Raw genomic sequence first — 19,579 nt, 5'->3', positions numbered from 1 at the left:
TGCTGCACATGTTCTAAGCATGGTTTTTCCCGATTGGGTGTGTTGGTCTCAGCAGGTTTAGGGTGACAAATCTCAAAGACCATGCTTATCAAGTCTGCTGCCGGTTTGGCGTGGTGTGGTGCTGACTGGTGGTGGGGGCCGCTCCCACCTGGATTACCGGAATTGTGGTTGCTCTGGGCGCAAAGGTTGTAACCAGGTAATTTGGCTGATTGGTGGTAGCGGTGTAACATTCAATCGCAATGAAAATTTCATCACGCGCCCGTAGCTCAACGGATAGAGCATCTGACTACGGATCAGAAGGTTGGGGGTTCGAATCCCTCCGGGCGCACAAAGGAAAACCCCAGTGAGCAGCGCGTGTCGACTGGGGTTTTACCGTGTTTGCAGCCTATTATTCAGTCTTCACAATGTGTTTGCCGATGGTTGCTAGTGCATTCCAAATGCAGGCAAGAACAACAATGACCAGCGAGATTCCGGAGATCATGAAGTCGATGATGTCGTCAGGCCCGAAGTCTCCACGGGTGGCGAGAAACCCCAGCAGGCTGACAATGAAAACCGCAATGCCCAAGCCCGCAATCACCTTGGCAATGATTTGCTGCCTATTAAAAGACACCGACGCTGGTACCTGAAAAAATGACGGTTGCGCAGGCGACGTCGGGGGTTGTTGTGTGTATTCCTGGGGTTGGGGTTGTGGTTGTTGTGCGTATTCCTGTGGTTGAGGTTGTTGGTATTGGTATTGTGGAAAGTCTTGTGGTTGTTGGGGTGGTTGCTGATTCGTCATAAGTTTCTCCTTTTCCGTGATGATGGTTGGGGCCGGGAGGGCGTCGTAAAGCGAAGATATAATATGGTATGGTTCAGCGTTTCAAACCAATATCAGACGACTGCCACATCACCAGCGAATTCGCCACGGGCCACCCGGGCGTGGACTTCGGTAGAGACGGCGGCTCCGGCGACCAACCTGTTTTCGCAGCTCAGGCCGGGCTCGTAACCCACGCCGGTGCCGCGCAAGGATTCGGCGGACCCGCGCCCGCAGGCTGGATTGTGATCGACCATCCCACCGCGGCAGGCAGCGGCACCACCGTCTACGGCAGCATCATCGCCGAAGTTGCGGAAGGCGAGTGGGTGCGCGCCGGCCAACGCATCGCCCGCATCAACCCCGACCCTAACACCAACGGCGGCACCGCGCCCCACCTGCACTTCCAAGTACACCCATTTGTGTGGCAGCCCGGCTCGCAAATCGACCCTGTTGCTTGGCTTGACGACGCCCCCGCGCCGACCCCCGCGCAAAGTAACCCGCCAATCTGCTACGGTGTGGACCTCTCCAACCACCAGCCGGACATCAACCTGAAGACCATAGCCGAAGAAGGATTCGAATTTGCCATCCTTAAGGCCACGGAGGGAACCTGGCTAGATCCCTGCTTCCAACAGCACTATTCCGCAGCCCGGGAGGCCGGGCTCCACACCGCTGCCTATGCGTACGTACGTTCGGAAACCAGTCCGCAGGAACACGTCGATGCCCTCGATAATGTCGTTCGGGCCGCCGCCGGTGACATGAGCGTACCCATCTGCCTCGATATCGAGTCGGGCTCCGGCACAGACCCAAACCATTGGCGGGCCATCCACGACGAGTTCACCAGCCGAGGCTACCGGGTCATCCTCACCTACCTGCCCCGCTGGTATTGGCAGCAGGTCGGCAGCCCCGATCTTGCTGACACTGGCCTGCCGCCCCTGTGGTCCTCCCACTATGTCGAACCCCAGCAGGGATACGCCTCCGCCATTTACCAACGTGCCGGCACCGGCGGGTGGCGCAGCTACGGCGGGCTGCTTGTTGACCTGTGGCAGTTCTCCTCCGAGGCCACGGTTGCCGGTCACGCCATTGATGTCAACGCCTACCTGGGGGATCCCCGCGACCTGTTCGGGTGAGGGTGGCTGGGTGCTCGGCGGCGGTGCCCGTGCTCACCCCGGCGGCGGTGCCGACTCGGCGGTGACCCAACGCAGGTCCAGCCCCGCAGCACCCGGCACCAGTCCAGCACCACAGCAGTGCCCGCGCCTACACCACCTCGATGCGGGCCCCCGTGTTTTCCGCCTGGATCAGCTGATTCACCCACTGCGGGCCACCCGGATGCAGCCGAAACACCGGCCGATTCGAAATATGTGTCGGGCTCACCGACTGCTCCTTATTCAACCCTGACCTAGCCTCGAATCGAATACGTGAGCGATAGCCGTTGTCCACGAGGTCCGCGAGCGAGGGATCCTCCATGAGGAGATGATCCCGGGCGTCGTTCAGCAAGCTTAGCGCCTCATCCAGCGCATCGAGGAGAGCCACATGGTTGGTTTCGCACATTGCCCGCACCAGGTTCGGCGCGGTGCCAGCCACCCGAGTGCCGTCGCGGAAACTGCCTGCTGCCAGTGACAATGACAAGGCGCCACCATTATCGCCAACAATGGCCAGGGTCTCCGCCAACAGGTGGGGGAGGTGGCTGACCCGGGCGACCGCGGCATCGTGTTGGCGAACCCGGGCGGGGATGACCTCAGCACCAACCTTGCTGGCCATGTGCACCACATCCACCCAGAGTCGAAGCCAGTCGCGGCTGGGGTCGGCGTCGATCGCATGGTCGAACGTGACCACCCACACGGCGCGGCGGAACAGGTCGGCGCGGGATGCGGACCAGCCGGAGTGCGCGGTGCCGGCCATGGGGTGACCGCCCACATACCGGTCCGCCATGCCGTATTCCTGAACCAGCTTGTACACCTCGCCTTTCACACTCACAACATCGGTGAAACCGCAGGAGGGAGCATGCTCGGAAATGACGTCGAGCAGGCCGGCGATAGCGGGCATGGGGGTCGCCAAGACAATGAGTGCCTTGTCGATTTCGGCGCGTTGCAGGGTTTCAATAAGGTCATTGCTGACGTCGTACCCATCGTTTCTGGCGGTGCTGGCTGCGGAAGGGGAACGGTTATACCCGTAGACAACCAGGTCGCCCTGATCGTGTTGGTTGTCCCGTCCAGAGTCCATCTGGCTCGCTTGGGCGAGGGCGCGCAGCAGAGAACCGCCGATGAGGCCGAGGCCGAGGATGCAAATGGGGCGGGAAATTTCATTAATACTCACCTGACAAGTGTGACACAGAACGACTACGGTTATTCGATATGGAACGTAATTTTGCAGTAACCGTGGCCCGTCTTGGTTCTAGCTGGGATGTCAGCACCTTTCATGATGATTTTTCCACCGTGGATACCGCAGTAGGAGCGGTGCGTAGTTTGCGCGCGGAGTCCGCGGCTTTTGCATTGTTATGCGTGGATGACGAATATTTTGTTATTGTGCGACCTACCCCCAGTGGCGTGCGATTATTCCTATCGGACGCGTCCATGGGGGCGGTGGATGATTTTGCCGCGAGCATTTTAGAGGAATTAGACGTTGAGGTGCCGGACATTGCGGAGGAAGATTTCGCCGACACCGAAGGGTGGCCTGAGGGCGATTTCGACATTCTGGTCGATGTTGGCCTGAGCGAGCAGGTGCTTAGCGTGATCGTGGACGAGTCCGAGTGGTGGGCGTCGGAGCAGCTGCAGCGGATTGCGGAAGAACTAGGATTCGACGACGCCCTGGCGAAGGCCGTGGGCTAAATGTGCCCCGCTTTGCGACGCCCAGGCTTCCGGGTGGCGGCCGAAGCAAAAATGCGTCACGCGTTGGCGGTTCCCACCCCGCTTGGCGACGTCCCAGTGGGGGCGGTGATCTTCGACCCGGATGGGAATGTGATTGGTCGGGGAAGTAATCGTCGAGAAGCGGACGGCGACCCTACCGCCCATGCGGAAATCATCGCCATCCGGGAGGCGGTGCGGAACTTTCACGACGGCTGGCGTCTCACCGACTGCACCATCGCCGTCACCCTGGAGCCCTGCTGCATGTGCGCTGGAGCCCTGGTGGCGGCGCGGATCGGCACCATTATTTTCGGCGCCTACGAACCCAAAATGGGGGCCTGCGGCTCAGTCTTCGATGTGGTGCGCGACCCACAGGTTTTGTACCAACCGCAGGTAATTGGAGGGGTCCTTGCAGACGAATGCGCTGCACAACTGGGGGTATTTTTTCAGGAATGTCGATAAATTTTTGATTATCCGTGACATTAATGTGGGATTTGAGTAGGATGGACACGGTATTACCCCCGACCGCATTGTGAGGAGACACACATGGGCGCATTTGATGAAATTAAAGGCAAGGCTAAAGAAGCCGCAGGTAAGGTTACCGGCAATGAGCGCCTCGAAGACGAAGGCAAGGCCGATCAGGTCAAGTCTGACGTGGCAGACGCGGTCAAGGACGGTGCAAATAAGGTTGTTGGCTCGTTCAAGGACGATTCCGACAAGTAATTTGCGTTAGAGCACCAATATGCCCTAGGATTTTTCGCGGTGGCGTGTCCGAGCGGCCGAAGGTGCTCGCCTCGAAAGCGAGTGTTGGGTAACCCCCAACCGCGGGTTCAAATCCCGCCGCCACCGCCATATCACGGCTAACCCCGGTGCGTAATAGTGCACCGGGGTTTTGCGATTTCATCCATAGTGAGTTGTAGCATAGGTGAATATCTCTATGGAAAGGGCTAAAGCGTGGCGAAACTGCTATACCGCTTGGGGCGATTTTGCTACCGAGCGAAATGGATTGTGATTATAGCCTGGCTGATAGTGCTGATCGCATTGGGCGGCGGCTCGTTGGCTCTGGGCTCCCACTACAACGACGTGTTTACTATCAGCGGCACTAAGGCCCAAAAAGCAACCCACCTATTGCAGAAAAACTTTCCCCAAGAGAAAAACCCGGTTGCTGAGGCCGGGGTGACTATCGCGTTCAAAGCCCCGCCCGGGGAGCGGCTGGATAGCCCCAAAAACTCCGCCGCCATCGACAAAGTCATCAAACATATTCAAGACAATCTTGACGGTTTGATACCGGGCCAGCGGTTCGGCAATCCGGTGACGAAAAACCCAGAGCTGCAAAAATTCATTATCGAAACTTCCACGAGTAAAGGTTTGCCGGAAGAAAACGCCCGGAAAGACGCCGAAAACCTCAGCCTGGTCAGCGCCGATGGGCGCATCGGGTTCACCAGCTTTTCCGTGGATGTGCCCATTCCCGCTGATGTGACCACGGAGCAGCGCAAAGTCATTGCGGACGCCATGGACCTGGGCCGGGCCGAAGGCCTGGAGGTAGAAGCCGGCGGAGCCGGCTACGGTGATCCCATCCGGGTGGAAGAAGCTTCCGAAATCATTGGCCTGGCAGTGGCCGCCATCATTTTGATCTTCACATTCGGCTCCCTGGTGGCGGCGGGCATGCCGCTGATCGTGGCCGTGGTGAGCGTGGCCATCGGCTCCCTGTCCATTACCCTGGCCACCTCGCTGGTGGCATTGAACAACATCACCCCAGTGTTGGCGGTGATGCTGGGGTTGGCCGTGGGCGTCGACTACGCCTTGTTTATCTTGTTCCGCTACCGACACGAGCTATCCCGGGTGAAACGGGAAGAAGCGGTGGGCATCGCCATTGGTACCGCCGGGTCGGCGGTGGTGTTCGCCGGCCTGACGGTGATCGTGGCCCTCGTGGCCTTGTTTGTTGCCAACATCACCTTCCTCACCTACATGGGGTTGGCGGCCGCCTTCACCGTGGCCATGGCCGTGACTATCTCCATCACCCTATTGCCGGCCATCCTGGGGGTATTGGGCCCGCGGGTGTTTAAGGGAGAAATCAAGTTCATTACCCACCGGCCGCGCACCAATCCGATGGGGGAGCGGTGGGTCAAACTGGTGCACAAAATGCCGTCCCTGATCGTGGCCGTTGTGGTGTTTGGCCTGGGTTCGTTGACGATCCCCGCCGCCGACCTGCACCTGTCCCTGCCTTCGGACGGGCAGTCCCCAAAAGAAACCACCCAGCGGAAACAGGCCGAAATACTCTATGAGGGTTTCGGCCCAGGTGCCGACGCCCAATTCATGGTCGTGATTGATGCTCACACCGTCAACCCCGACGCGGAAGTGCTCCAGCCGCTGATTCGGTTCCAACAGCCGCCGGAGGGCTCCCCGGAAGCAGCAAAATTCGACCGGAAGCGGGCGGCGGCATTTGCCACATACATGTATGTGATTTCCAAATTCGGCAACACTCAGGACGTGAAGCACGTTCAGCTGATTGGGGCGTCGGACGATGGCATGGCTGCGAAACTAGCGATCACCTCGAAGAAGGCGAACATTGATCCGGCCACTAACCAGCTGATTTCCTCGCTACGCATCAAGGAAGAAGAAGTGATAGCGGCCACCGGGGTGGATTCCGGTATTACCGGCCTGGTGCCGGTGCAGCAGGACGTGGTGAACCGGCTCAGTGATGCGTTGCCGCTGTACCTTTCCATCGTGGTGGGCTTGGCGATCGTGCTGCTGCTCATTATTTTCCGCAGTATTCTGGTGCCGCTGATTGCCGGCATCGGCTTTCTCCTGTCGGTTGGTGCGGCGTTTGGTGTGACGGTGCTGTTTTGGCAGAAGGGCCTGTGGGGGGTTGTGGGTACTCCGGGCCCGATTATTGCCTTCATGCCGATCTTCCTCATCGGCGTGTGTTTCGGTTTAGCCATGGACTACCAGGTGTTTCTCGTCTCTGCTATGCGGGAACATTACACGCATGCGCACGGCAAAGGTGAAGGCAATTACAACGGCACCGAGGCGTCGATCATTCATGGCTTCGCCCAAGGCGCCCGCGTGGTGACCGCCGCCGCCATGATTATGATTGCGGTGTTTGTGGCCTTCATTGGCCAACCCATTCCGTTTATTAAGATTTTCGGGTTTGCCCTCGGTGCCGGCGTGCTTTTCGACGCCTTCTTCATCCGCATGGCCTTCGTCCCAGCGGCAATGTTCCTCTGTGGTCACGCCACCTGGTGGATGCCCGCCTGGCTGGACAAGATCCTCCCCCAGCTGGATATTGAGGGTGCCAAACTGGAGCAAGAGATCGAAGATGCTTTCGAAGTGGCCAGCACCGGCCGCCACTGGAAGCCAGCTGGCCAAACCGACTCATTCCCCGCCATCAAACCGTAATCAATCCCAGCTGCTGTCGAGCTTGCTCTCCCTTAAGGCCTTGAGCGCTCTTAAAACATCTCTTTCCATCCGCAGGCGGTAGTTTTCGCGTCGGAGCCTCTCCAACTCAGTCTCGGCGTTGGTGTCGGCGTTGGTGCTGGTGGGCCTCCTCATGCGCGGGTCGAGGCCCGCGTCCCCGCTGGTCTGCCATTTTCGTGTCGAACGAATAGCGTTGGTTTTTACGGCCCATAGGCCATAGTTTGCCATGGCTGCGCTTCCTGCCCGCAATCAAGTAGGCAGCAGAAATGCTAAGCATGGTTTTCCCTTGGCGGGCGCGCCGGCTCCAGGGGGTTTGGGGTGGCGGATTTGAAAGACCATGCTTATCAGATTTGCTGCCCCGGTGGTGTGGGATAACAGAGTTGCGGAGGCTTTCCCGGGTTGGGCTGTAAATGTTCTAAGCATGGTTTCCGGTCTGGTGGGCGGATTATTGTGGAGCATTTCCCGGAAGTCCAAGCTTAGCAAGTGTGCTGTGTGCGGTTGTTGAGGCCGCCCTGGTGTTGCCGTGGCATCCCGGTGGGGTAGCAGTTCAGATAAGCATGGTTTTTGGTTTTTGGCCGGATGAATCCCCAGGGGATTTGGGGCGGTAAAAATAAAAACCATGCTTAGAACTTTTGCTGCCCTTGTGTGGTGGGCGCCTTCCGCCCCGGAGGGTCGCGGCGGGTGGGGTAGCGGATTGGATAAGCATGGTTTTCCCTTGGCGGGCGCGCCGGCTCCAGGGGGTTTGGGGTGGCGGATTTGAAAGACCATGCTTATCAGATTTGCTGCCGGAGAGGTGCGGTGGTGCCGGGAGGTGGGCGTCGATAAGCAGGGGAGAGTACCACCAATAGCTGAAGGGTGACCATCCTTCCGAATGCGTCAATTAACCCCGAATTAGCGTACTCTCGTACCTATGACCACAACGGCGAAATATGTAGGACTCGGCCTTATGGGCGAAGATCGCTTCATCACCACCCCCGATGGGCGAAAAATACGGGCAATGATCCACGGAAACGGGCCCACATTAGTGGTGCTCGATGCTGGGCTGGGGGCCAACGGCTTTTACTGGAGTAAAACCTATAAACTGCTGGCCGAAAAACTCCCCAACGTGTGCATTGTCGCCTACGATCGGGCCGGCATGGGTGGCAGCGACCCCGACCCGCGCCCCCGCACCCTCGCCCACATGGCTGACGACCTCGACACCATTATCGACTCGTTCGTCCCCCGCCAGGTTTTCCTCATCGGCCACAGCTGGGGCGGTACCCTCGCGCAATTCGCCGCCGCCCGCCGACGCGCCGCCGGGCGCACCATCACCGGCGTCATGCTTGTCGACTCCAGCACCCGGACCAACCAGTACAGCAGCCTCAAAGTACGGACCAGCGTTGCCCTCGCCCCACCCATCCTGCGGCTACTCGGCCGCACCCGGCTGGCCAAATTAGCAATGTTCAAACTCGGCGCCGGCCTACCACGGCCACTCCGCAACGCCGCCATCGCCGGCAGCGCCAGCCGCACCGCCACCGAAGCAGCCGCGGCCGAAGCCGAACTTTTCCTCTCGGAAATCGACTGGTTAAGCAAGCAGCCCCTTCGGCTCGACGGCGTGGATGTGTGCGTTATCTCCGGGATGAAAGGGTCGAAAATCATCGCAAAAATCCGCCGGGAGCTCATCGCCGCCCACCAAAAAATCGCCGCCGCCGGCCGCTGGGTGCCCGCCACCAAATCCGCGCATAATATTCCCCTGAGCGAGCCGGAACTCATCGCCGAACAAATCATGAACATGGTGGATCGGGCCCGGGTCGCGGCAGCCCAAGAGCCGGTGCTGGTTTAGGTTTTGGGGAGAGGCAGACTCAGCAACAGTCCCAGTTGTACGCTGCGTTGTGGAAATTGCGCTGCGTTAAATCTTCACGAGTGATAAAGAAATTCACGACACCCGCATCGCCAAACATGACCTCCACCCCATTATCCCTCTCCCAATCTAACTGAAACAGCAGCTCAAGCTTGCTATCGCCATCGCGCGGATCCTCCTGCGTAAACGTTGCCCACCCCGCGCCGTACACCGATTGCGGAAACTCGAACAAAGAGCCAAACATGGCCTCAATCTCTGGGTCCTCCGAATACCAGTCAATCCCCGTCACGGCACCGAAATCCTTATCCTCGGAGTTGGGTAGCTGGTCATACAGCACGCCGTCAACGGTGAAATATCCGCCCGACACCGGCGTGTACTCGCTTTGCGACGCCTCCGCCAAGCGACCCCGGCCCAATTCTGACGCGGGAATCAACCGAACCACAAACGACCCAGAGCCACCGGCCAACTTGTTATACTCCAAACCCAATAGGTCATCATCCGCAATAAAAAATTGCAGCAGTCCCTCGGTCGGATAGCCCTCAAGCGGCGGCAGCTTAGCCAGATTCAATTGGGCCAGAAAAATCATGCGATTACCATCACTATCCCGCGGCTCCGGGTAATCATCCGTGACAAACGCTAACCCGCCCACGCGGCTGCCGGTAGGCTCGGCGGCATCGGCGGCGCCCTTCTTCTCCGGGACCCCGGTCAGCTGCAGGGCCACTACGCGCCGGGCGTTGCGGGTGAGAACGTCCCGATACTGGGCGGGAATCTTGGTGATATCTGGTCGCATAATCGTCATGGCCAGCACCCTAACGTGTCGATTGGACACCACCCACTAAGGATTCGAACATATATTCTTGCAGTGTCTGGCGGGTTCGGTAGGGTGGAGAATATGTTTACACACACGGAAGGAATTTATGCGGCAGCAAAAAATTTCGGTGGCGATTCCCTTCAGGCTTGGGCCGACGACATTGCCCAAAGCGCGAAGCCCGCACTCTGGTTCACTCTCCTGGACCCCGCAGGAGTCGAAGACGTTCCAACCACGGAACCCCCGGTGGGCAGTAGCTATGTTGGTGGTCGCCCCGACGCGACGGCGGACTTCGTCTGGCCCACCCAGGACGAAAAACCCCTGACCTTTCTGTTTCAGGTCGACGCTCGGCCATTATTTCCCTACCGCTTGGCGGTCTTCGCCGGGGAACCCAACGAGCCCGGCGGGCACCACGTGGCGTACTTCGACCCCGAGGCGCCCACCGAACGGCGGGATTATCCCGCCAACACGTTCCTCTCCGAATGGTTCATGGACCCGGAATTCTTCGAACGCTACCATCCGGTTATACCCCACCAGGGGTTGGATATACCCAGGTGGAGTTCCGAGGCACACGACCAGCTCATGGACATACTCCAGGCTCGGCTCCCCGAAGAAGACGACGAATTCGAAGACTTGTACGAAGATTTCCGGCTGATGGCTGAGCCCGATGGTGAGGCGATTATTCGGGTTGGTGGCTACCATGCGGGCATTGGTTTCGATTCCGCGGCGGATGCCGTCGACAAGCTGGGTGGGGCGGTGTCGGACTGGCGGCACCTGGTCACGCTCGACTCCACCCGCGACATGTGCATCGGGGACGCCGGCTATTTCCAGGTGTTGCGGCGCGATCTGGACGGGGCGACATTTGCCGGCACGGAGTCAAGCTAGGCTTAGGGGCATGTGTTCATTATGGATTTCGCCGTCGCTGACGCTGACCGGCCAGCTGGTTCGCCTCGAACCCCTCACCCTCGACCATGTTGATGCGCTGCGCGAGGCCGTCCGCGACGGTGAGCTGCACACCGCATGGTGGACCTCGACGCCGAGCCCCGACGCCATGGCTGCCGACATTCGCAATAAATTGGCGCTGCGGGACGCCGGCAGCATGGTGCCGTTCGCCTGCATTCGGCTTGTCGACGGCGTAACCGTGGGCGTGACCACATATTATGACCTCTCCCCGGAGGTTCCCCGACTGGAAATCGGCTACACCTGGAGTCGGGCCAGCAGCCACGGCACCGGCACTAATCCAGACTCAAAACTATTACTACTCGAATACGCTTTCGAGGAATTGGGGTGTCAGCGGGTGGGAATCCGCACCAAATGGTCAAACCACCAATCCCGGGCCGCAATCGAACGACTGGGGTTAAAGCGCGATGGCATTCTGCGATCCTATGCCAGGCTGCGGAATGGCGTTGTTGATGATGCCGTGCTGTACTCGGCCCTCTCCACCGAATGGCCCGCCATCAAGGCCGGCCTGACGACCCGGGTGAACCGCCACGTGACCCATGCGGCACGCGACGCAGCCCAGTAATTGCGCCACCAGCGTCCCCAACTTGTACACTACCTTGCATGGCAGCGAAGGCAGACACGAGCTTCACCGTGGGCACGGAGTTCACGGAAAATGGGCGCACCGGCACGATCCACACCCCGCATGGCGACATTCACACCCCGGCGTTTATCCCCGTGGGCACCAAGGCAACCGTGAAAACACTCACCCCCGAGCAGGTCAAAGCCACGGGTGCGCAGGCGGTGCTGGCCAACGCCTACCATCTCTACCTCCAGCCGGGCCCGGACATTGTTGACGAGGCCGGCGGCGTTGCCGCCTTCCAAAACTGGGACGGCCCCACCTACACTGACTCCGGCGGGTTCCAGGTGATGAGCCTGGGCGTGGGTCATAAAAAGGTGCTCATGATGGATCACGTGAGCCAAGAACCAGTAGCCCGCACCGAAAAGAAAGACCGCTACGCCCTGGTGGATGAGGAGGGCGTGAACTTTCGCAGCGTGATCGACGGCTCAAAACACCGATTCACCCCGGAAATCTCCATGCAGATCCAACACCAACTCGGCGCTGACATCATGTTTGCGTTCGATGAGCTGACGGTGTTGGCGGACACCCGGGAATACCAAGAGGCCTCGGTGGACCGCACCCATCGGTGGGCGAAAAGGTGTTTGGATGAACACGATAAGTTGACTCGGGAGCGCGTCGACAAGCCCCTACAATCCCTGTGGGGAGTGGTGCAGGGCGCCCAGTACGAGGACCTGCGTCGTAAAGCAACCCGCGGACTGATAGAACTTTCCAATCAAGCTGAGGCAGAGGGGCGACGCGGCTTCGGCGGCTTCGGCATCGGCGGCGCGCTCGAAAAAGAAAACCTCGGCACCATTGTCGGCTGGGTGTGCGACGAACTACCCGCCACCAAACCCCGCCACCTCTTGGGAATCTCGGAACCCGACGACCTCTTCCGCGCCATCGAAGCGGGCGCAGACACATTCGACTGCGTTGCCCCCACCCGACTCGGACGACGCGGCGGAGCATACACATTAGACGGACGAGTCAATCTCACCGCCGCCCGATTCAAACGAGATTTCGAACCCATCGACGCCGAATTCGGTGGCTACGTGTCGGAAAACTACACCCGTGCCTACATCCACCACCTCTTCAAAGCCAAAGAATTCCTAGGCGGCACTCTCTGCACAATCCACAACGTGAGCTTCATCGTGCGCCTAGTCGACAACATCCGGGCCGCCATCAACGGCGGATACTACGAAGACTACAAACGCGAATTCTTAGGCAGGTACTATCATTCGTGAGCCTTGATGCGGCGAATAACCAGGTACGTGATCGGCATGACCACCACCTCAACCAGCGTCTTCCACACAAAACCCACCACCACATAATTCGCCGTATCGCCAACCGTAGAAATCCCGATAACCGGCGCGGCGATCAGGCAAAAAATCAGCGTGTCGCCAAACTCGCCCACCACAGTCGACCCCAACAGCCGCTTCCACAAACCCCGCTCGCCCAGCCGATCCTTCATCAACGTGAGCAACCACGCATTGAGCAGCTGCCCCGCCGCATATCCGCTTAACGACGCCACCACAATCCGGGGCACCAACCCCAGGGTGGCAGCAAACGCCGCCTGCCCCTCGTAAAACGACGCCGCCGGCAGCAAAATCGCCACATAAAATGTGGAAACCGCAATAATCATAGCGAGAAACCCAGTCCACACCGCGCGCCGGGCCGCCCGAAACCCATAACACTCACTTATCACATCCCCAATCACATAAGCCGCCGGGAACAGGAAAAACGCGCCATCCGTCACCAGCGGCCCCACCTGCACGCCCTTGGTGGAGACAATATTAGACAAAACAAAAATCGTGGTGAACAGGGCAAGCAACACCGGATAAGCGGATTTCTGCACCGGAATATATGAAGAACCTGAAGGCATAGCGGATATTCTATATTTTCCTATGGTGCATATCATATTGCGGTCCGGGTTAGATGGGAGTATTGCTAAGGGTGAAACCACCTATGACCAGGAAAAATATCAAAAATGCTGACCATGATTCGCCATCATGACGACACCTACGCCTACGAGCCCCTCACCCGCAGATGGAGCACCCCCAGACTCGACTACGAACAGGCCCCCGCCCACGAAAAACTCGACCTCCACACCAGGGTTGCCGCAGCCTCCGTGCGCACCGCCGTCATCACCGGCCTGGCTGCCGGAATCCTGCACCACATTCCCATACTCAACCACGCCAACCAGGTGGTGGTGCACCTCACCCTCCCCGGCCGACAACAGCCGCCGCCCAGATCCCAATGGGAAAACAGCATCCTTCGCTACCGATACGCGGTGCTCCCGGATACCGACATATGCCTCATCGGCGGCAACCGCGTCACCACCCTCGCCCGCACCTTCACCGACATATGCACCATCAACGGGGAATTGGAAGGGCTTGCCTTCCTCGAAGCCGCCCTCCACATGGGGCACAGCAAACAAGAATTCCAGGCCTACATAGACCGAAACGACCACCGGTGGGGCATGGCCCGCGCCCAAAAAGTTCTTGACCAGGCATTATATGGAATTGAATCCGTGTATGAGACCTATGCTCGCTACATTATCACCACCATGCTGCCGGCCCTTCAGGTTGATCCGCAGGCGATCATTCCCATTCCCAGCAGGTGGTATTATGACGGGTTTTCGCGGCGGCGGGTGGATCTCCTGATCGAACGGTTCATCATCATCGAGATTGATGGGCGGATAAAATACCAGCAAAGCCAAGATAAACTCATCGAGGTGCTCTCCGACCAGATGTATCGAGAAAAGCACCTGATTCGCCACGGCTACCACGTGCTGAGGTTCGCCCCCTGGGAACTCAGAACCCTCTTGATCCCTACCCTCACCCAAACCCTGGGTATGTTGCACTGCGACCACGCGCCTGACGTCCACCAGATTCCCAACCTACAGGCCGGGCATCCATCGTGGGATAACCGGTTCGCGGTCGCCTAAGCAAGGCTGTTGTGGTCTGGGGGTTGGGCTGGGGTGTGCTGAGGCCGGGCGGGGGCTTGGGGTGCGGCGGGCGACTAGCTTTGCGGCCTTTTGCGGCTTGGGCAGCCGTTTTCCCTTGAAATTCTGATCCTCGTTGCCCTGAATTGGGTGCGGGTTTTTGTTTGAGGTGTGGGTAGCAGATTTGATAAGCATGGTGTTTGGTTTTTGGGCGGTGATCACCCTGCGGATTTGGGGCAGGCAGGAATGGAAACCAAGCTTAGAACCTGTGCAGCCCAGGGTGGCGGTGCTTCCCGGTGTTGCCAGGAGGGGTTGGGGACGGTCGGGGGTGCGGCTGCAGGTTTGATAAGCTCGATTTCCGGGTGTGGGCCCTCGGGCTTGGGCTTGTTTTGGAGCAAAATCCGAGGAAGTTAGCGAGAGGGGAGTCCGCGATCCAGTAGCCTGAGGGATTGGAGGGGCAGGGGAATTTGGCTTCATACTTGATAAGCATGGTCTTTGGTTGGCGGCAGGAATTTTCCTGCGGATTTGGGGTGGCGTGGGCCGGCTCCGAGAGAAAACCGAGCTTAGCAAATGTGCTGCCGCCTCGGGTGCCGGGATGGGGTGGGGCGATGCACGGCGGGGTGGTACGGCGCGGAGCGGCGGCGGCAGGGTGGGGCGCCGTAGGGCGCCATGGCCATGGGCACTGCCACGGGCGTCTAGCCCGGCCCGACCGGTGGGGGATAATTAGGATATATGCCATGACAGATTTTGTAGGTGCGGGCCGGTATGCGCCCAGTCCCAGTGGGGACCTTCACTTCGGGAATCTCCGTACGGCGGTGCTGGCCTGGCTGTTCGCTAGAACAACTGGTCGAGCATTCTATCTCCGGGTGGAGGACATTGATACTGGGCGGTCGTCGGCGGAGTCGGCGGCCCAGCAGATCGCCGATTTGGCGGATTTAGGCCTGGATTGGGATGGGGAGGTGCTGTACCAGTCGCAAAGATTTGAGGATTATGCTGCGGCTTTGGTGAAATTACCACACTACGAATGCTACTGCTCCCGGAAAGAAATAGCCGAGGCATCCCAGGCGCCGCACAGTATACCGGGCCACTATCCGGGGACCTGCCGGGACCTCACGGAAGACGAACGCATGTTCAAGCGGGCCGAATTGATTGGGCAGGGTCGGGTGCCGGCCCTGCGGCTCCGGGCCGGAGTTGCCAAGTGGCAGATCCACGACTATTACGCCGGGGAGGTGGTGGGAGAAGTCGATGATATGGTGCTGCGCCGGGGCGGGTCGCAACCAGACTGGGCATATAACCTGGCCGTCGTCGTAGACGACGCCTACCAGGGGGTGGATCAGGTGGTTCGGGGTGATGACTTGCTCAGCTCCGCACCACGGCAGGCCTACCTGGCGCATCTTCTTCAGCTGCCGGTGCCGGAATATGTGCATGTGCCGCTGGTCATGAATGCGGCCGGCCAACGGCTGTCAAAACGGGACGGGGCGGAGGTGACCCTGCGAAGCATGCGGCCGCAAGAGATGTTCCCGCGCATCGCGGCGTCGTTAAGCTATGGGGCGGAAACATCCCAAGAGCTGCTGAAACAGTTCCGGCCGGAGCGGCTTTCGCGCGAACCGTTCGTGCTAAAATAACTCGGTGGCCTCATCTGCATCAAACCGAACACCCGCATCGGCCGCAATCGCCGCAGCCGTCGCGCGGATCGTGGACCGGTCGCAGGGGAGGGCGAACAGGTCAATGTGGGACAGGAGCTTCTTCGTGATCGGGCGCTTCGCATCCCAAAAAACCAGGGACTGGATAAACGCCTGACACTCGGGGCTACGGAGGATTGCCGTGACCAGGGCCGCATGCGTGCTGTTTTCAAACGGCAGAAAATAGCAGGTGTCGTCCAATACCACCGGCCGGGCACCACGCGGTGTTTTAGCCTGCGTGACCAGCTGAAACCGGGACTCCTTGTGCATGCCGGAACAGCTCACCTTCAAGGGGGCAAACGTGTAGTCGCCGTGGCCAAACACCGAAAACCGGGGACGATTCCGGTAAATCATCGACTTGCGATTGTCTAGGGCGGCGGCGTGCCCAATGAGGTAGCGCCACACCTTCGGCGCCGTGTACTGCAGGTGGGCGGTGTCCTCACCAAATTTGTGCTGCGGCACCAGCACCCATCGGGAGGGGTGCTGATGGCGGCCCCGAAACACATCGGTGCCCTTGAGCAGGGGGTAAATGTATTCGGACTCTAAATTCTCCGGGAACGACGTGAATTCGAACACCCGGGCGGCATCATGCTTCAGGCCAGACCGCCACGTATAGGGGCTGGGGCCGTCGGCGGAACGAACCAACTGGTAGGCATCAAGATCTGACACGAGCGTGGTTCCGACAATACCCCAACGGCGGGCAATCTTGCCGGCGCCTTCGAATAGGTTTTCGTGTACATCAATGGCGTAGTTTCCCTGGGGGAGTGCTGGGTCGATGGTGAGCGTGAACCAGCAGGCATCGACCTCTGCGTTGAACCAGCGGCGGGCGTTGATGGGGTAGAGGGCGGCCGTGGCCACCTGGATGCGGGCCCGGGCACACTCCACAAGAACATTGCGCGCAACATGAGTCTTGCAGAGCATGCCCAGGCGCAGCGGTTGGCCCCGCAGCTCCGTGAGGGCCTTGAGAATAATGTATTCGCACACGTCAAAGTTGGAGCTTCCCAGCAGGGCGGCAATGCCCGGCATCCCCTTATAGTTTTTCTTCGGGGGAATATTATTCGATCCCATGCGGTTGAGCTCTGCGGCGGTGACCCACGGTGGATTCCCAATAACGAACAGCGGCGCGGTCGGGTCCGGCCAGGAAATGTCTGTCAGATTGCGGGTAAATATGTTGGCGTGTGCCACCGTGCCATAGTTGCGCGCTACCTGTACATAATCGGCGTTAATGTCGATCCCATACCTGATTGACGTCGGGTTTCGTTCCTTGGCCGCCCGCAGAAACGCGCCCCGCCCGCACGTGGGTTCCAGCACCCGAATCGGCCCATGCTGCGGCAACGCCAGCACCTCCAGGCAGCGGCGCGCCAGTGCCAGCGGGGTTTGAAAATCGCCGAATTCGTTGTTGGGCATACCGCCACTGTAATTCCCCGCTTGCCGACGAGCTCACGTGGCTAACCCAATTCTGGGGTAGTGACCGTGAGGAAATATGGAATCTGCCAGCGTTCTATATTCCGAATATATGTGCGGGGCGCCTGGGAGTTGGCGTGATTTTAGTACCAGACTCACGCAATTTCTCCCCCTTACGGGGGTGGGGTTGGTGGCCATTGTGGTGAGTGGTCGGAGTGCTCTTTTGCTGCCAGCGAGTGCCCCCAAGGATTGAACTTGAAAAGGGCGTTTTGGTCGGTTCATCCCCCGATTCGGGGGTGGAGTGGGGAAGGTGATACTGAATCGATCAGGGTGATGGGGAGCACTGTTTTTCTGGAGGTTTCGGCCGGGAGGTGGGCGTCGCAAAGCAAAACCCCGGCTCTGGGAAAGAACCGGGGTGATAGAGCGGAGGATGTGGGATTTGAACCCACGAGGGGCGTTAGCCCCGCACGCGTTCCAGGCGTGTGACATAGGCCGCTAGTCGAATCCTCCAACGTACATGCGCATGTACCACGGACACTTTACCTAACTGTGCAGCAACTTCCAAATCCACCCGCGCGCCCGGCCCTGTCCAGCGGAAATGGTGGCTGGTTGGGTTTATCGGCAACTTTCGGCTAGAGTCAGATGCAGGACTTCGCATGGCGTATATCTCGTGAACCCCCCCAGGGCAGGAATGCAGCAAGGGTCAGCGGGCTCTGACGGGTGTGCGGAGTCCCCTTTTGTGTTTTTGGGGCAGGGGTTTGGGGGTTGCTGGAAACTAGCGGCGAAAACTGGGGGATGACGCTAAAGTTTGTTGGAGAAATCCCAACCATACTGTTACCTAAGGTGGATCATCGTGACCCTACGTGACTATGACGCTGAACGCCTCGCAGCCTTCACTAAAGACATCAACGCAAAATACGACGAGCTCAAGGCCCGCAACCTCACGCTCGACCTCACCCGCGGCAAGCCATCCGCCGAACAGCTGGACTTCTCCAACGCCATCCTGGCCCTGCCCGGCGTGGACGACTACCACGCCGCCGACGGCACCGACTGCCGCAACTATGGGGGCCTGACCGGCATCAAAGACATTCGCGCTCTCTGGGCTGAAGCTCTCGGTCTGCCGGTCGATAATGTGATCGCTGGCGACGCCTCCAGCCTGAACATCATGTTCGACCTTATCTCCTTCGCCTTTATGTTCGGCACCAACGATTCCGAGCGGCCCTGGCGGGACGAGCCCAAGGTCAAATGGCTGTGCCCGGTTCCCGGTTACGACCGGCACTTCAGCATCACCGAACTGTTCGGCTTTGAGATGCTCCACGTCCCCATGACCGACGACGGCCCCGACATGGCCGTGGTCAAGGAACTGGTCAAGGATCCCGCGGTCAAGGGCATGTGGACCGTTCCCATCTTCGGTAACCCCACCGGCGTGACCTTCTCCGAGGCCACCTGCAAGGAGCTTGCCGCCATGGACACCGCTGCCCCCGACTTCCGCATTATTTGGGACAACGCCTACGCCATCCACACCCTCACCGACGAATTCCCGGTTGTCTACAATGTGTTGGAGCTGTCCGCGGCGGCCGGCCACCCCAACCGGTTCTGGTTCATGTCTTCCACTTCGAAGATCACCCACGCCGGGTCGGGCGTGTCCTTCTTCGCGTCCTCCACCGCCAACCTGGACTGGTACGCCAGCTACGCCAACATTCGGGGCATCGGGCCGAACAAGATCAACCAGCTAGCCCACGCAAAATATTTTCAGGATGTGGCCGGACTCAAGGCCCTCATGCAGAAGCATGCCGGTTCGCTCGCCCCCAAGTTCGAACGGGTGCTCACCATTTTGGAGGAACGCCTCGGCGACTACGGCGTGGCTACCTGGACGAAGCCGAAGGGCGGCTATTTTATCTCCCTGGATGTGGTGGATGGTACCGCCAGTCGGGTGGTGGAGTTGGCGAAGGAGGCCGGCATTGCCCTGACCGCCGCCGGTTCCTCCTACCCGCTCAAGCAGGATCCCAATGACCGTAACATTCGGTTGGCGCCGTCCCTGCCGCCGGTGTCCGAGCTGGAGATCGCCATGGATGGCGTGGCCACCTGCGTACTCAAGGCCGCCGCGGAGAAAGCCGCAGCTAGCTAAGTCGCTTTACGACGCGGTGGGCGGCTGGTGTCGGCCTGCTGGTGGTCGGCGCCGGTGGGGCCCAACCCCAACCCGCAAGGCGCGTGTCCTGCCGCACCGCTGCGTTGCTGCCGCCGCGCCACACTGCACCACCACCGCGCCGTGATTCCGAGCCCCCATAACCTA

19 protein-coding genes, 3 tRNA genes and 1 other RNA gene are annotated in these 19,579 nt (G+C 59.6%); 15 read left to right on the top strand and 8 right to left on the bottom strand.

What is annotated here, in order from left to right:
- Positions 1 to 255 precede the first annotated feature (255 nt).
- A tRNA-Arg gene (locus tag HBA49_RS11190) sits at positions 256 to 328 on the top strand.
- 60 nt (positions 329 to 388) lie between these two features.
- On the opposite strand, the gene HBA49_RS11185 is transcribed toward HBA49_RS11190, so the two are convergent.
- Positions 389 to 778: a hypothetical protein gene (locus HBA49_RS11185; protein WP_040431251.1), complete on the bottom strand. Its 390-nt coding sequence runs from the start codon at positions 776 to 778 to the stop codon at positions 389 to 391.
- A gap of 68 nt (positions 779 to 846) precedes the next feature.
- On the opposite strand from HBA49_RS11185, the gene HBA49_RS11180 reads away from it, so the two are divergent.
- A complete protein-coding gene (locus HBA49_RS11180; protein WP_005524673.1) occupies positions 847 to 1,920 on the top strand; it encodes a GH25 family lysozyme in 1,074 nt (357 codons plus the stop codon).
- Between the two features lie 127 nt (positions 1,921 to 2,047).
- Here the strand turns inward: HBA49_RS11180 and HBA49_RS11175 are convergent, their stop codons facing one another.
- Entirely contained in the window at positions 2,048 to 3,106 is a 1,059-nt protein-coding gene (locus HBA49_RS11175) for a prephenate dehydrogenase (protein ID WP_005524446.1), read from the bottom strand.
- A gap of 38 nt (positions 3,107 to 3,144) precedes the next feature.
- Between HBA49_RS11175 and HBA49_RS11170 the strand changes: the two genes are divergently transcribed.
- The 5 genes from HBA49_RS11170 to HBA49_RS11150 all read left to right on the top strand — a co-directional run bounded on the left by HBA49_RS11170 (position 3,145) and on the right by HBA49_RS11150 (position 7,032).
- Positions 3,145 to 3,618: a tRNA adenosine deaminase-associated protein gene (locus HBA49_RS11170; RefSeq protein ID WP_005524356.1), complete on the top strand. Its 474-nt coding sequence runs from the start codon at positions 3,145 to 3,147 to the stop codon at positions 3,616 to 3,618.
- Positions 3,619 to 4,095, top strand: a complete 477-nt coding sequence (locus HBA49_RS11165) for a nucleoside deaminase (protein ID WP_005519315.1) — start codon at positions 3,619 to 3,621, stop codon at positions 4,093 to 4,095.
- Positions 4,096 to 4,179: 84 nt separating this feature from the next.
- On the top strand, positions 4,180 to 4,356 hold the full coding sequence (locus HBA49_RS11160) for a CsbD family protein (RefSeq protein WP_005519316.1): 177 nt from the start codon (positions 4,180 to 4,182) through the stop codon (positions 4,354 to 4,356).
- Positions 4,357 to 4,394: 38 nt separating this feature from the next.
- A tRNA-Ser gene (locus tag HBA49_RS11155) sits at positions 4,395 to 4,485 on the top strand.
- 102 nt (positions 4,486 to 4,587) lie between these two features.
- Positions 4,588 to 7,032, top strand: a complete 2,445-nt coding sequence (locus tag HBA49_RS11150; RefSeq protein WP_005523913.1) for an MMPL family transporter — start codon at positions 4,588 to 4,590, stop codon at positions 7,030 to 7,032.
- Here the strand turns inward: HBA49_RS11150 and HBA49_RS11145 are convergent, their stop codons facing one another.
- Complete coding sequence (locus tag HBA49_RS11145; RefSeq protein WP_040431254.1) at positions 7,033 to 7,278, bottom strand: hypothetical protein; 246 nt, start codon at positions 7,276 to 7,278, stop codon at positions 7,033 to 7,035. It lies immediately after the preceding gene.
- Positions 7,279 to 7,960: 682 nt separating this feature from the next.
- Here HBA49_RS11145 and HBA49_RS11140 point away from each other — a divergent pair.
- Entirely contained in the window at positions 7,961 to 8,872 is a 912-nt protein-coding gene (locus HBA49_RS11140) for an alpha/beta hydrolase (RefSeq protein ID WP_040431257.1), read from the top strand.
- 19 nt (positions 8,873 to 8,891) lie between these two features.
- Here the strand turns inward: HBA49_RS11140 and HBA49_RS11135 are convergent, their stop codons facing one another.
- Positions 8,892 to 9,689: a YwqG family protein gene (locus HBA49_RS11135; RefSeq protein ID WP_005523888.1), complete on the bottom strand. Its 798-nt coding sequence runs from the start codon at positions 9,687 to 9,689 to the stop codon at positions 8,892 to 8,894.
- A gap of 93 nt (positions 9,690 to 9,782) precedes the next feature.
- On the opposite strand from HBA49_RS11135, the gene HBA49_RS11130 reads away from it, so the two are divergent.
- Genes HBA49_RS11130 through tgt form a run of 3 tightly spaced genes read left to right on the top strand, consistent with a single transcriptional unit; the run spans position 9,783 to position 12,500 of the window.
- Entirely contained in the window at positions 9,783 to 10,583 is an 801-nt protein-coding gene (locus tag HBA49_RS11130; RefSeq protein WP_005524267.1) for a DUF1963 domain-containing protein, read from the top strand.
- A gap of 10 nt (positions 10,584 to 10,593) precedes the next feature.
- Positions 10,594 to 11,223 (top strand): GNAT family N-acetyltransferase, encoded by a 630-nt coding sequence (locus tag HBA49_RS11125; RefSeq protein ID WP_005524128.1) that lies wholly within the window; start codon positions 10,594 to 10,596, stop codon positions 11,221 to 11,223.
- Between the two features lie 38 nt (positions 11,224 to 11,261).
- The gene (gene tgt / locus HBA49_RS11120; RefSeq protein ID WP_005523967.1) at positions 11,262 to 12,500 is read left to right on the top strand and encodes a tRNA guanosine(34) transglycosylase Tgt; all 1,239 of its coding nucleotides are present in this window, start codon (positions 11,262 to 11,264) and stop codon (positions 12,498 to 12,500) included.
- Here tgt and HBA49_RS11115 read toward each other — a convergent pair.
- On the bottom strand, positions 12,491 to 13,174 hold the full coding sequence (locus HBA49_RS11115; RefSeq protein WP_005524070.1) for a queuosine precursor transporter: 684 nt from the start codon (positions 13,172 to 13,174) through the stop codon (positions 12,491 to 12,493). The genes tgt and HBA49_RS11115 overlap by 10 nt on opposite strands.
- A gap of 78 nt (positions 13,175 to 13,252) precedes the next feature.
- On the opposite strand from HBA49_RS11115, the gene HBA49_RS11110 reads away from it, so the two are divergent.
- Both HBA49_RS11110 and gluQRS read left to right on the top strand, forming a co-directional pair.
- A complete protein-coding gene (locus HBA49_RS11110) occupies positions 13,253 to 14,203 on the top strand; it encodes a hypothetical protein (protein ID WP_225866116.1) in 951 nt (316 codons plus the stop codon).
- Between the two features lie 734 nt (positions 14,204 to 14,937).
- Positions 14,938 to 15,825, top strand: a complete 888-nt coding sequence (gluQRS, locus tag HBA49_RS11105) for a tRNA glutamyl-Q(34) synthetase GluQRS (protein ID WP_005524515.1) — start codon at positions 14,938 to 14,940, stop codon at positions 15,823 to 15,825.
- Here the strand turns inward: gluQRS and HBA49_RS11100 are convergent.
- A complete protein-coding gene (locus HBA49_RS11100; protein ID WP_005524195.1) occupies positions 15,817 to 17,289 on the bottom strand; it encodes a DNA methyltransferase family protein in 1,473 nt (490 codons plus the stop codon). The genes gluQRS and HBA49_RS11100 overlap by 9 nt on opposite strands.
- Positions 17,290 to 17,710: 421 nt before the next feature.
- Positions 17,711 to 17,796 (bottom strand) — tRNA-Ser (locus HBA49_RS11095).
- A gap of 133 nt (positions 17,797 to 17,929) precedes the next feature.
- Between HBA49_RS11095 and ffs the strand changes: the two genes are divergently transcribed.
- An RNA gene (ffs, locus tag HBA49_RS11090) (signal recognition particle sRNA small type) lies at positions 17,930 to 18,026 on the top strand.
- 113 nt (positions 18,027 to 18,139) lie between these two features.
- Positions 18,140 to 19,414 (top strand): aspartate aminotransferase type Ic, encoded by a 1,275-nt coding sequence (locus HBA49_RS11085; RefSeq protein WP_005524031.1) that lies wholly within the window; start codon positions 18,140 to 18,142, stop codon positions 19,412 to 19,414.
- Here the strand turns inward: HBA49_RS11085 and HBA49_RS13190 are convergent.
- The gene (locus HBA49_RS13190) at positions 19,411 to 19,536 is read right to left on the bottom strand and encodes a hypothetical protein (RefSeq protein ID WP_256588185.1); all 126 of its coding nucleotides are present in this window, start codon (positions 19,534 to 19,536) and stop codon (positions 19,411 to 19,413) included. The genes HBA49_RS11085 and HBA49_RS13190 overlap by 4 nt on opposite strands.
- Between the last annotated feature and the right edge of the window lie 43 nt (positions 19,537 to 19,579).

It is taken from the genome of Corynebacterium matruchotii (genome assembly GCF_011612265.2).
GTDB lineage: Bacteria > Actinomycetota > Actinomycetes > Mycobacteriales > Mycobacteriaceae > Corynebacterium > Corynebacterium matruchotii.
The sequence above is the reverse complement of the archived record's forward strand: the minus strand, read 5'-3'. Positions and strand labels throughout refer to the sequence as shown.